The following is a 13428-nucleotide window of genomic DNA, read 5'->3' as shown; positions in this document are numbered from 1 at the left end:
GGCCCCGGTGCCGCGGCTGTGTCCGTTCGTCGCGTCCGTCGCACCGTCGCTCGTGGCCCCGCCCAGGCGGGCGGGCAGCGGCGTGCCGTTCATGCCGCTGGTCTCGGCCACGTCGACAGCGGCTGTGCTCCGTTCCGCCACCGTCGTTCCTGCCTCCCCATCCGTTGCGCCGTTCCCTCGGGGAACGACCGAAAACAATTGTGCCTACACCTCGCCGCTATGCACGACACGCGGGGGCGAATGATGGTTGTATGCGCCGGTTTCCCGCCCGGATTTCATCGGCCGAGTCTGGCGCGCACCATGCCGAGCATGGCTGTCATCTCCGCGATCCGCATGCGCTTCGCCGCTAGGACGAAAACCGCGCCCAAAACGATCCCTCCGCCGATGAGCGCGGCGATCGAACCGAAGGTGCCGCTGCCCAGGGCACGGGTGATGCCCCACGCTGCGGCGCCGGCGGCAAGCGTGGCCGGGATGCTGGCGCCCGCGAGCCGGATGTACGTACGGACGACCCGGCGCCCGTCGAGGTCGCCGCCGAGCCGGTCGCGCAGCCGCCGCCAGGCGATGCCGACCCCGATGAGGTAGGCGAGCCCGTAGGAGGCGGCCATGCCGATGACCGCCCAGCGGGCGGGCAGCAGCAGGAAGCACAGGGCGGAGGCGGCTGCGTTGACCGCCGCGACGATGACCGTGTTGAAGAACGGGGTGCGCGTGTCCTCGTAGGCGTAGAAGGCACGCAGGACGACGTACTGCACCGAGTACGGGATCAGCCCGACGCCGAACGCCATCAGCATGTACCCCATGGAACGGGCCGCGTCCACGCCCGCCGAGCCGTAGATCATGGTGCACATGGGGATGCCCAGCGCCACGAAGCCGAAGGCGATCGGGACGATGGCGACGGCCGAGTTGCGCAGGCCCTGGGAGATGTCGTCGCGGACGGCGCCGGGGTCGCCGTCCGCCGCGGCACGGGAGAGGCGGGGCAGCAGAGCCGCCATCACGGAGACCGTGATGATCGACTGCGGCATCGTCCAGATGAGCTGCGCGTTGGAGTAGGCGATGTAGCCGGTGCCCGGGTCGCCGTTCCGGGCGGCCGTGTCGCCCGCCCACGTGGACAGCTGCGAGACGACCAGGACGCCGGCCTGGTTGGCGAGGACGAACAGGATCGTCCACTTGGCCAGCTTCGCGGCCTTGCCCAGGCCGTGACCGCGCCAGTCGAAGCGCGGCCGGATGCGGAAGCCGGCGGCCCGCAGGTACGGGAACATGGCCAGCGACTGGACGACCAGCCCCAGCAGGGTGCCGACGCCCAGCAGCCGCACGCCCTCCGGCGGGATGGTGGTCACGTTCAGACGCGAGGTCGCGGCCGAGCCGTAGACCCACAGGAACATGCTGATGGTGGCGATGATGACGATGTTGTTCAGGACGGGCGTCCACATCATCGCCCCGAACCGTCCGCGCGCGTTGAGCACCTGGCCCATCACCACGTGGATCCCCATGAAGAAGATCGAGGGCAGGCAGTAGCGCACGAAGGTGACGGTGACCTCGTTGGCGGCGGGATCGCCGGCCAGCTTGACCGACATCATCCGCACCAGCAGCGGCGCCGCGAACACCGCAGCCGCCGCCATCACCCCCAGGATCACCGCGACCAGCGTCAGCAGCCGGTTCGCGTACGCCTCGCCGCCGTCGTCGTCCTCCTTCATGGACCGCACCAGCTGCGGCACGAAGACGGAGTTGAGGCCGCCGCCGACGGTGAGGATGTACAGCATCGTCGGAAGGGTGATGGCGAGCTGGTAGCTGTCGCCGAGGGCGGAGGCGCCGAGTGCCGCGACGATCATCGCGGAGCGGACGAACCCGGTCAGCCGGGACACCATCGTGCCCGCGGCCATGATCGCGCTGGATTTGAGGAGGCCGCCTCCGCCGCCCTTCCCGGAGTCCGGTGCGCCCTCGGCCGGGGCCTCCGGCTCCTTGCCGGGGACGGTGCCGAGATTGACCGTCTGGGCCGACGGCTCCTCGGCGGCGCCGGGCGCGCCGGGCTCCGGCGGGTACGGCTGCGGGGGCTGCACGGCCTGGAGGGGCTGCGTGACCTGGGTGGCGGGGGTGCCCTGCGGTGCGGGAGCGGGCCGCCGGCCGTGGTGGGGCGCCTGGGCGTGCTGCGGGTTCTGGGGGTACTGCGGGTTCTGCTGCTGCTGGTACGGGGAGGGGCGCGACTGCTGGGGCGGGTGGGGCTGCTGGGGCTGCGGGTGGCCCTGATCGCGGTACAGATGTGCGAAGGCGTCACCCTGCTGGGGCGCCTGGGGGGCTTGCGGGCTCCGGGGGGCCTGTGGCGTCTGGGCGGTCTGCGGTGCCTGCGGGTACTGCTCACCCCGGTAACCCTGCGCCGAGTACGGCTGCCGGTCCTGCGGCTGCCCCTGGCCCTGGCTCTGGCTCTGGCTCTGGCCCTGCTGCCCCCGGTACGGCTGCTGCCCCTGGTGAGGCCGCTGGTCGTGGTACGGCTGCTGCGGCTGAGGCCCGGGCTGAGCGTGCGGGCCCTGCCCCTGCGCGGGCCCGTTCTGCGGGTACTGCCCCTGGGGCTGCGCGGTCCGGGGTTGCTGCCCGCCCTGGGGGTGGTGCTGCCACGGCTGGGGGTCCTGGGGCGAGGGGGCGCGGTCCTCGTACGGGTCACGGCCGTACGCGTCCCGCGCGTACGGGTCTTCCGGCTGGCCAGAGCCGTCACCGGGGGCGTGGCCCCGGTCGTCGCCATACGGCGCGTTCATCGTCGCTACCTACCCCTGCCCCTGCTCGCCCGGATGCGTCAACGGTCCACTTTCTCACCCGTGGCCGGGGGGTTGTCGTTTTCCCGTACGGTGTCGTCCCCCTCGCCGGACCCGGCCGTGGCCGTGCCGTCGGCCTTCTCCTGCCGGTCCTCGTCCGGCTCCTCGGCGGGGGCGTCACCGTCCTTGCCGTCGCCGTCTTCCTCGCCGTCCGGCTCCTCCAGGGGTGCGTCCGGGTCCGGTGCCGGGCCGGAGCGCTTGCGCTGGGTGTACATCCGGATGCCCGCCAGCACGATCAGCAGCACTCCGCCGGCGATCACCAGCAGCACGGTGGAGGTGATGGAGGTCACGTTCACCTGGAACCGCATCACCTTGCCGTACGGTTCGCCGTCCTCGGTGTAGAGCTGGGCGTAGACGTAGGCGCGGCCGTTGTTCTTGGCGGTGGTGTCGAACTTCAGGGACTGGGTGTGCTCCCCGTCGACCTTGACCCGCTTGCGGTCGCCCACATCGAGACCGACCCGGCTGGAGCGCAGCTCCAGGACGAGCCCGTCCACTCCCTGGGCGAGGTTGTTCTGGACCGTCACGGGGATGGTGGCCTCACGGCCGGAGAGCGTGATGTCCGACTTCTTGATCAGCTTCACCGCACCGCGCAGCTCCAGCAGGTACTCCTCCACGGAGTCGCGGTAGTCGCGTGCGCTTCCGCTGTGGTCCCGCCAGGCGTTGGAGACCTCACGGTCTATGGCGGTGCTGAAGGGCGGCATCACGCGCTCGGGGGTGTCGAGGATCGCCTTGAAGTCGTCCAGCCCCTCCTTCGTCTTGCGGACCTGCTCGAAGGCGGCGGTGGGCAGCTCGCTGCGGCGCAGCGAGGCGGGGTAGGAGGACGGGGCGGGCATCCGGCGCTGGGCGCGCGGGTCGGGCGTGGCCTCCGCGGCGTCCGTCAGGTCGGCGGTGCCCGCCCAGCTGCTGTCGCTGAGCGCCTTCACACCGGCCGCCATCGCCTGCGCCTGCGAGACGCTCGGCATGCGCTGCGGGGCGACGACGATGCTGCGGGTACGGGAGGGCGCCTGGTCGGCGAGCGCCAGCGACTGCGCCAGGAACTGCTGCACGGCCAGCGAGGAGGCGCCCGCCCGGGACAGGTCGCCCTCGAAGGCGGTGGACAGCCGGGCGTCCGCGACCAGCGCGGTGGTGCCGCTGCCGATGGGCCGGGCGGCCGTCGGGCTGTAGGAGAGGCCCGGGTCGCGGACGCTGTCGCTGCGGGCGATGACGTTGTGGGCCCCGGCCGAGGTGGCCACGTCCACGACGGAGGTGTCCACGGCGCCCTCGTAGGGCCAGGCGAAGTCGGTGTTCGCTTTCACGTGGAGCACCGTCTCGACCGTGTTCCGGGCCAGCGTCGTGGCGTGGCTCAGCGAACCGAGCGCGCCGCGCACGGTCGTCCCGCGGTGGGCGAGCGAGGCGAGATCGGGGTCGGCGAACGGCAGGGTGACGACGTCCTTGCCGCGGACCGCCCGCTGGAGCTCGTCGAGCCAGTGCTGCGCGTACTCCTGGCCCTTGCCGGCGACGGTGTCGTCCGGGGTGCCCCCGGGCTTGAGCACCCGGTAGCGGCCCGCCATCATGTCGACGCTCGCCAGCAGGTCGGGGTCGATCACCCAGGTGACGTCCAGGTCCTTGCCGAGTTCGAGCATCTCCTGGAGGCGCCCGCCGGGGGCCAGCTCCTTGGCCAGCGACTCGTCGCGGAAGACCGGCGTCTGCTGCTCGTCGGACTGGGTGCGGGCGGTCACATGCGGCTTGGAGATCAGCGGCCACAGGTAGGTGATCCGCGTCCGGGACGCGGTGTTCTTCTTGTGCCAGGGCACGAAGGTGCGGCCGATGCCGAGCACCTGCGGGTATGGGCGGGTGCGGGTCTGCCCGGTGAGGGAGACGCCGAGCTGGTAGACGCCGTCGGCCCCCAGGTGCAGATCGCTGACGGGGATCTTCAGCGCGAAGGACCTCGTGATGCCGGGGGCGAGCCCGGAGAGCTTCACCCGGTGCCCGCCGGACACCTCCGTGCCGTCGGCGCTGGACAGATAGCCCTGCCGGCGCCCGGCCTGCTCGATGGCGCTGCGGGAGCCGAGGGTGGGGCCGATTCGGGGGGCGATCTCCAGGTGGCTCAGCGTGCTGCCGCTGGTGTTGGTGACGGTGCCGCTGAGGGTGAGGGTGTCGCCGGCCGCGGGGACGGCGGGGGTGACCTCGTTCACGGAGACGCGGGCGCTGCGGGAGCCGGTGCCCTGGAGCGCCGCAGCGGCTGTTGTGGCGGCCGTCCGGCCGGCCGCCGCCTGCGTGGTGGCGCGGTGGGCCGCGGACTGGGCCGTGGTGCTCTGTGCGGCCGTCGGGGAGGCGGGCGCCGCGGTGGCGGGGGCCGCCGCCGGGAGGGTGCTCCCGAGGGCGGGGAGCGCGGCGAGGAGGAGCGCCGTGGCGCGGCGCCTCCAGCGGTTCGTCCCCCTCCGGCCAGGGGGAGCCTGCCTCTCAGCCGCCTCGGCCACGCGCTCGTCCATCCCGTCGTCTGTCCGTCGTCGATTGGTGCTGGGTGGTGCCGTACTGGGTGGTGCCGTACTGGATCGTGCGGATTTGTGCTGCCGTACTGATGCCGTACTCGATGCCGTACTGGTGGTGCGGTCCCCGTTCTGGATCCCTGATGGTAACGATGCCCGGAGGGCGGAAGTGCCGCGCCGTCCCTTACAAGATCACCAATGCGTCCGCCGGGCCTCCCCCGGGCACGGGCGCACCGCGCCGGGCCGTGGCAACGTACCCTGTGCTGCTGTGCCGAACGCCATGAGTGACAGCCAGGACAAGCCCTCCGCCGCGCCCTCGACGCCGCCAGCCGACCGTCCGGTGGCCGAGCAGTTGAGCGAGGTGCAGCGGCGTGCCGTCAGCGAGCTGCTGCGGGTCTCGCCGGTGGCGGACGAGCTCGCACGCCGCTTCCGGGAGGCCGGGTACCGCCTGGCGCTGGTCGGCGGCTCGGTACGGGACGCGCTGCTGGGCCGGCTCGGCAACGATCTCGACTTCACCACCGACGCGCGGCCCGAGGACGTGCTGCGGATCGTGCGGCCGTGGGCGGACGCGGTGTGGGAGGTCGGTATCGCCTTCGGCACCGTGGGGATCAAGAAGTCGGACTTTGTCCTGGAAGTGACGACGTATCGGTCGGAGGTGTACGACCGCACCTCGCGCAAGCCGGAGGTCTCCTACGGCGACACCATCGAGGAGGACCTCGTCCGCCGCGACTTCACGGTCAACGCGATGGCCGTCGCGCTGCCGGAGAAGCAGTTCGTCGATCCGCACGGCGGCCTGGAGGACCTGGCCGCCCGCCGGCTGCGTACGCCGGGGACGCCGGAGTCCTCCTTCTCCGACGACCCGCTGCGGATGATGCGGGCCGCGCGGTTCGCCGCCCAGCTCGACTTCGATCTGGCGCCGGAGGTCGTGACCGCCATGACGCAGATGGCGGACCGGATCGAGATCGTCTCCGCGGAGCGGGTGCGGGACGAGCTCAACAAGCTGCTGCTGGGGCGGTGGCCCCGCAAGGGGCTGCGGCTGCTGGTGGACACCGGGCTCGCCGCGCGGGTGCTGCCCGAGCTGCCCGCGCTCCGGCTGGAGCGGGACGAGCACCACCGGCACAAGGACGTCTACGAGCACTCACTGACCGTGCTGGACCAGGCCATCGACCTGGAGGACGACGGTCCCGACCTGACGCTGCGGCTCGCGGCACTGCTGCACGACATCGGCAAGCCGAAGACCCGGCGGTTCGAGAAGGACGGCAGGGTCTCCTTCCACCACCATGAAGTGGTAGGCGCCAAGATGGCGAAGAAGCGGCTGACCGCGCTCAAGTACCCCAGCGAGATGATCAAGGACGTCTCCCGGCTGGTCGAGCTGCATCTGCGCTTCCACGGCTACGGCACCGGCGAGTGGACGGACTCGGCGGTGCGCCGCTACGTACGGGACGCCGGCCCGCTGCTGGAGCGGCTGCACAAGCTGACCCGCTCGGACTGCACCACGCGGAACAAGCGCAAGGCCCAGGCCCTCTCCCGGGCGTACGACGGGCTGGAGGAGCGCATCGCGCGGCTCAAGGAGCAGGAGGAGCTGGACGCGATCCGTCCCGATCTGGACGGCAACGACATCATGCGGGAACTCGGCATCAAGCCGGGCCCCGCGGTGGGCCGGGCGTACAAGCACCTGCTGGAGCTGCGACTGGAGCACGGGCCGCTGGGGCACGATGCCGCGGTGGCGGAGCTCAGGAAGTGGTGGGCGGCCCAGCAGCAGGGCTGACCGGCTCCGACTGTTCCCCGCCCCCGCCGAGCGTGGTTGTTTCACGTGAAACACGGAGGACGGCGAGGGCGATGACCGCGTACAGCACCGCGACCCCGAGGACGACCGCGGCGGAACGGCCGTCGGGCGGCAGCATGAGCGCGGCCACACCGGCGGCCCCGACGTAGGCGACGTTGTAGAGCATGTCGTAGAGGGAGAAGACCCGGCCCCGGTACGCGTCGTCCACCGAGGTCTGCACGGCGGTGTCGGTGGCGATCTTCGACGCCTGGGTGACCAGCCCCAGCACGAAGGCGGCGGTCAGGGTCGGCACCGGTGCGAACGGCAGCCCCAGCGCGGGTTCCAGCACCGCCGCCGCACCCGCGCACAGTGCCATCCAGCGGAAGACCCCCAGCCGTCCGGCCGCGGCGGGGGTGAGCACGGCGGCGGCGAAGAAGCCGAGCCCGGAAAGACCGAGGGCGAGACCGAGCAGCCCGAGCCCGCCCTCGGCCGAGTCGGCACCGTTCCAGGCGTACCGGCACAGCATCAGCACCGTCACGGTGAGCGCCCCGTAGCAGAACCGCATCAGGGTGACCGCCCCCAGGGCGTACGCGGCGGTGGGGCGGGCGCCGAGGTGGCGCATCCCTGCCAGCAGTCCGCGGGCGGTGCTCGCCACGGCGGCCAGCACCCTGGGCTGGACCTCGGAGGGGTCGGGGCCGAGTTGGTTCTTGCCCAGCCGCAGTGCGGCCAGACCGCTGAGCAGGTAGATCCCGGCACCGGTCAGCAGGACGAGGGCGTCGGAGGAGCGGCCGGTGCCGGGGGCGAGGAAGCGCACCACGAAGGCGACACCGCCGCCGAGGGTCGCGGCCAGGGTGCCGGCGGTCGGGGAGATCGAGTTGGCGAGGACGAGGCGTTCGCCGTCCACCACGCGGGGCAGGGCGGCGGACAGTCCGGCGAGGACGAAGCGGTTGACGGCGGTGACGGTGAGCGCGGAGAGGAACACCAGCCAGTCCGGGACGGCGCCGAGGACGAAGGCTGCGGTGACCGAGGCCAGCACCGTACGCAGCACATTGCCGAAGAACAGCACCTGCCGCCGGCGCCAGCGGTCCAGCAGGACGCCGGCGAAGGGGCCGAGGAGCGAGTAGGGCAGCAGCAGTACGGCCAGGGCCGAGGCGATGGCGGCGGGAGAGGTCTCCTTCTCGGGGGAGAAGACGACGTACGCCGCCAGCGCGACCTGGTAGACGCCGTCGGCGAGCTGCGAGAGCAGTCGTACCGTCAGCAGCTTCCGGAAGTCGGGGAAGCGGAGCAGAGCGCGCAGGTCACGGGCGACGGACATGGGAACAGCCTCACACAGCGGTGCCGGACTCCGGCGGTTTCACGTGAAACATCACGCGTGCTCCCCTTACTTACTCCTGTGCCGCGCCGGGCCGGGACGCATGGTCCTGCGTGCTCACTCCCGTGCCGCGCCGCGACCGAGTTGCGGGAGGGCAAGTTGGACGGCTGGTTCGACCTGCGCGCTCATTCCCGTGCCGCGCCGCGACGGCACGCAGGGCCACGTACTCATTCCCGTGCCGTGCCCCACCGCACGACGTTCCGCGCCGGCTGGGGAGTGGAACGCTGGAGCTTCGGAGTGGCGGTCCGGGCGCCGAGGGTGAAGACATCGGGTGCCTCGTCCAGGACACCGCCACCGGGGTCGTCGGAGCCGTCGTCGCGGCGTACCGGGTCGTGCTCGGGCCGCAGTGCGTCGCGGACCACCATCAGACACAGGAACAGGGTGCCCAACAGATGGGCGAGGATGACCAGTTGGTAGCCGTCCTCGGGCAACCCCTGCCGTTTGTCCCCGCTCCCCGTGTAGGCGAGGTACATCCAGATGCCCACGAAGTACAGCACTTCGCAGCCCTGCCAGATGAGGAAGTCACGCCACTTGGGGCGGGCCAGCGCGGCGAGCGGGATCAGCCACAGCACGTACTGCGGGGAGTAGACCTTGTTGGTCAGGATGAACAGCGCGACCACCAGGAAGGCGAGCTGGGCGAACCGGGGCCTGCGGGGTGCGCACAGGGCGAGGGCGGCGATACCGGCGCAGCCCAGGACCATCAGGATGATGGCGTACACATTGGCGTCACCGAGCGGGTTCCCGGTGCGCTGCTGGATGACCAGCCACAGGGAGCCGAAGTCCACCGGCCGCTCCTGGCTGAAGGTGTAGAACTTCGCCCAGCCGTCGGGCGCCAGCACCATCACCGGTACGTTCACCACCAGCCAGGAGAGGGCGGCGCCGCCGGCCGCCCGGAAGAAGGCACCCCACCGGCCGGCCCGCCAGCACAGCACCAGCAGCGGCCCCAGCAGCAGCACCGGGTAGAGCTTCGCCGCCGTCGCCAGACCGATCAGCACGCCGGCCGCCAGCGGGCGCGAACGGGACCACAGGAGCATGCCTGCGGCCGTCATGGCGACGGCCAGCAGGTCCCAGTTGATGGTGGCCGTCAGGGCGAGGGCGGGCGCGAGGGCGACCAGCATGGCGTCCCAGGGACGGTTGCGGTGGGTGCGTACGGCGCAGACCACCAGCACCGCCGTGCACACCATCAGCATCACGGAATTGACGACCCAGTAGAGCTGCTGGTCCTGGCGCAGTGAGTCCCCGCCGATCGTCAGCATCGCGGCGATCTGCATGAACGCACCGGTCAGCACCGGGTATTCGAGGTACTCCATACCGCCGGAGATCCGGTCGGGGAGGTGGTCGAAGTACGGCAGGAGTCCGTCGGCGAAGCCGCGGCCGGTGTAGAGGTGCGGGATGTCGGAGTAGCAGGCGTGGACGTACTGCGCCGTCTGACCGGAGAACCAGGCGTCGTCGAGGCAGGGCACCTTCTGGAGCATGCCGAGCGCGAACATCCCCAGGGCGACCGCGACCACCGCGCGGACCGGAGTCCACCAGCCGCTGCCGTGCAGGGCGCGCCGTCCCGCGCGCCCGCCGACCACTTCGCTCGCCGCGGCGGCCACCTCGTCCTGGTCGGTGGGGCGGACCGGGAAGGACGTGTCCGGGGAGTCGCCTTCCGCGGCGGGCCGGGACGGTTCTGAGGAATTCCGGGCGGTGGGGGCGCTCGTCATGGCCCTCATCCTGCCGCACGGCACCGTACGAACCCGGCACCCGCCCGGCCGAGGAATGCGGAAGAGGAAGACGCCGACGTGACCGCAGCCCGCCGGATGGGGCCCGCGCTCCGGCCCCCAGGGGCCGCCTGCCCTGGCGCGCGCTCCCACCGCGGAGGCACCGGCACGGCCTGTCGCGCGGACGTCTGCTGCGTGGGTCGGCAGGCGAAAGTCTGCTGCGTGCGCCCGCAGGCGAACGTTTCCTGCAACGGGTCCACGAGCGAACACCTCCCTCACAGCGCCCTCCCACCCGGACGCCTCCCACGCGGGCTCGTACGCGAACGGCCCCCTCACAGACCGGACGTGAACGCCGCCCTCACGGGCTCGGACGCGGACGCCCCTGTCCGCGCGCTCCCACGCGAAGGCCCCCGGCGCGTGGTCCGCGCCGGGGGCCTTCCCTCAGCTGTGCCGTCGTGGGACGGCTGTCCTGCTCACTCTCTCCGGCCGTTGGGCCCGCCCCACCATTGGCCGGGTCCGTCGTCGTTGTCGCCGGTGTCCCCGTCGTCGCCACCCGGACCACCGCCGGGTCCTCCGCCGGGTCCTCCGTTGTCGCTGCCGCCGTTCGGTGGCTTGTTGCCACCGTCATCGTCGTCATCACACGACGGGTCCAGCGGCGGGCAGCTCGACTTGCTCGGCGGCGGCGTGGTGGACGGCTCGTCGGACGGTTCCTTGGAGGGGGACTCGTCGTCGGTGGGGTCCTGGCTCGGCGGCGGCGTGGTGGCCGTCTCGGTGTGCGTCGGGTCGGGGCTCGCGCCGTCCCCGTAGATCTTCTCGCCGATCGGCTCCGGCGGCGGGAAGGACTTGACCGGGGTCCCCTCCAGCGCTTCCTTCATGTACTTCGTCCAGATCTCGGCCGGGAACGAGGCACCGTGGATCTGCTTCTCGCCGCCCACGCCGTACATGGACAAGAAGCGCTGGGACTTGGCCTTGTCGTTGACCCGCCACATGCCGATCGAGGTCGACAGCTGCGGGGTGTAGCCGGTGAACCAGGCCGACCTGTTGTCGTCGGTGGTACCCGTCTTGCCCGCCGCGGGGCGGCCGAGCGCCTTCGCGGTGGTACCGGTGCCCTTCTGGACCACGGTCTCCAGCATGTTGGTGACGTTGTGCGCGACGGCCGGCTCGAAGGCGTTCTTGGTCTTCTTGGTGTGCTTGTAGACCTGCACGCCCTTCCGCTCGACCTTGGTGACCGAGTACGGGTCCGTCTGGGTCCCGTCCTCGGCGAAGGTGCCGTACGCGCTGGCCATCCGGATGGCGCTGGGCGCCGAGGTGCCCAGGGAGAAGGTCGGGGTCGTCTTGGCGAGGCTGTCCTCATTGACACCGGCGTCCAGCGACGCCTGCTTGACCTTGCTGAGGCCGACGTCCATGCCGAGCTGGATGAACGGCGTGTTGACCGAGTGCTGCATCGCGGTGCGCAACGAGATGTCGCCGTAGCTCTCGTCGCCGTCGTTGCGCTGGTGCCACTCCTTGCCGTCCTTGTCGTGCCAGACGGTCCCGTTGTAGTCCCGCAGCTTCACCTTGTTGTCGCCGTCGTAGATGCTCTTGGGCGAGACCCGGGTGCGGGTGTCCGGCCCCTGCTCGACGGGGCCCTTGGGGTCGCGGACGCCGTCGCGCATGGCCGCTGCCATGACGAACGGCTTGAAGGTGGAGCCCACCTGCACACCGGTGTAGTCGGCGTTGTTGGTGAAGTGCGTGATGGCGTTCTCGCCGCCGTAGACGGCCTTGATGGCACCGTCCGACGGTCTGACGGAGGCGCCGCCGAACTGCACGTACTTGTCGCGCTTGCGGGCCTTCGGGTCGATGTTGGCCTTCTTGACCTGAGCGACCGTCTTCTCCATCTGGTCGATCTTCTTCTTGTTGAAGGTCGTGTGGATGCGGTACCCGCCCAGTTCCAGCTGGCGCTTGGTGATGGGGTGGCTGCTGTCCTTGGTGGCGCTGACGACGTAGTTGTCGGCCAGGTCGACCAGATAACCGATCTGCCCCTTCAGCTCGGTGGCCTTCTGCGGCTCACGGGGCATCGGGAAGCCCTCGGCCTTGATCCGGTCGCGGGTGGACTTGTGCATCCGGCCGATGGCCACCTCGCGGTCCAGCGTCCAGGACCACCGGGCCTCCGCCCGCTTGAGGTTCTTCTCCTTGGTCGCCGCCGAGCCGATGCCGCCCGCCGGGTCGTAGAGGTTGGGGCCGTTGAGCGTCGCGGCCAGGAACGCGCTCTGGCTGGCGCTGAGGTCGACCGCGTCCTTGCCGTAGTACGCCTGGGCCGCGGCCTGGATGCCGTAGGCGCCACGACCGTAGTAGCCGGTGTTCAGATAGCCGGCGAGGATGTCCTTCTTGTCCATCTTGGCGTCGACCTTGATGGAGATCAGCAGCTCCTTGACCTTTCGCGAGATGGTCTGCGACTGGTCGAGGTAGGTGTTCTTCACGTACTGCTGGGTGATGGTGGAGCCCGACTGGGTCTCGCCGCCCATCGCCATCCGGCCGAGCGCGCGGACGATACCCATCGGGTCGACACCGCTGTCCTGGTAGAAGGACTCGTTCTCCGCGGCGATCACCGCCCACTGCATGGACGCGGGGATCTCCTTGATGTCGACGACCTGCCGGTTGCGGTCGCCCTTGCCGGCCACCACCATCTGCGTGCCGTCGTCCCAGTAGTAGACGTTCTTCTGCTGCTGCGCCGCGGCCTTTGCGTTGGGCACCTGCACGATCAGCAGTCCGATGCCCACCAGGCCGACCAGCAGGGCGAGGCCGCCGAGGCAGAGCCCGGTCAGCAGTTTCCAGGACGGCAGCCAGCGCCGTACCCCGTACTTGCCCGCGCGCGGGTAATCGATGAACCGCTTGCGCTCGGGCGCACGTCCGCGTCCGCGCCGGCCGGTCTGGGCGTTGGCCGCCGCGGCGGCCCGTCGCCGTCCGCCTCCCTGGGCGGCTCGCCGGGCGGCGGCGCGGCCCCCGTACGCGCCCGGCTCGCTCCTGCCGTAGGCGTCGCCCGGGTTGGAGGCCGGTGTGTGCCCCCCGCCGCGCTGTGCCGCCCGGCGTCCGGAAGACGGTGGCGGCTGTGCCGCGCGACGGCCGCGCCCCTGCGGCGGCTTTCGACGGTTTCCGCTCATTGGAACAGTTACTCCTCGGGCAGGCGGGCGTAGCGCCTGAAGGTGGCAGTTGGCTTCTGGTCCCCCCGAGTGCGCGGGGACGACGGCCTTGCCCCGCCCGCACGCACTGCACCCAGGACGAGGACGTTTCTGTACGTCGCACGGTTCCCGGTGGTCTGCACAGCCGACAGACTACGCAG

Annotated in this window: 6 protein-coding genes; 1 reads left to right on the top strand and 5 read right to left on the bottom strand. The window is 71.2% G+C overall.

What is annotated here, in order from left to right; genetic code table 11:
• Positions 1 to 275: 275 nt before the first annotated feature.
• Together murJ and IO40_RS0100835 are read right to left on the bottom strand one after the other, a co-directional pair.
• Positions 276 to 2744 (bottom strand): murein biosynthesis integral membrane protein MurJ, encoded by a 2469-nt coding sequence (murJ, locus tag IO40_RS0100840; protein WP_016472071.1) that lies wholly within the window; start codon positions 2742 to 2744, stop codon positions 276 to 278.
• A gap of 38 nt (positions 2745 to 2782) precedes the next feature.
• Positions 2783 to 5272: a DUF6049 family protein gene (locus IO40_RS0100835; RefSeq protein ID WP_031174645.1), complete on the bottom strand. Its 2490-nt coding sequence runs from the start codon at positions 5270 to 5272 to the stop codon at positions 2783 to 2785.
• A 265-nt stretch (positions 5273 to 5537) separates the two neighbouring features.
• Here IO40_RS0100835 and IO40_RS0100830 point away from each other — a divergent pair, with 265 nt between their 5' ends.
• Entirely contained in the window at positions 5538 to 7037 is a 1500-nt protein-coding gene (locus IO40_RS0100830) for a CCA tRNA nucleotidyltransferase (RefSeq protein ID WP_397611683.1), read from the top strand.
• Here the strand turns inward: IO40_RS0100830 and IO40_RS0100825 are convergent.
• From IO40_RS0100825 to IO40_RS0100815, 3 genes are all read right to left on the bottom strand, one after another.
• Positions 7003 to 8349: an MFS transporter gene (locus IO40_RS0100825; RefSeq protein WP_016472074.1), complete on the bottom strand. Its 1347-nt coding sequence runs from the start codon at positions 8347 to 8349 to the stop codon at positions 7003 to 7005. The genes IO40_RS0100830 and IO40_RS0100825 overlap by 35 nt on opposite strands.
• A gap of 224 nt (positions 8350 to 8573) precedes the next feature.
• Entirely contained in the window at positions 8574 to 10112 is a 1539-nt protein-coding gene (locus IO40_RS0100820; protein WP_031174643.1) for a glycosyltransferase family 87 protein, read from the bottom strand.
• A 470-nt stretch (positions 10113 to 10582) separates the two neighbouring features.
• Positions 10583 to 13249, bottom strand: a complete 2667-nt coding sequence (locus IO40_RS0100815) for a transglycosylase domain-containing protein (protein WP_031174642.1) — start codon at positions 13247 to 13249, stop codon at positions 10583 to 10585.
• Between the last annotated feature and the right edge of the window lie 179 nt (positions 13250 to 13428).

Origin of the sequence: Streptomyces albus subsp. albus, from assembly GCF_000725885.1 — a bacterium.
GTDB lineage: Bacteria > Actinomycetota > Actinomycetes > Streptomycetales > Streptomycetaceae > Streptomyces > Streptomyces albus.
Note: the sequence above shows the minus strand (reverse complement) of the source record. Positions and strands in the feature narration are given on the sequence as shown.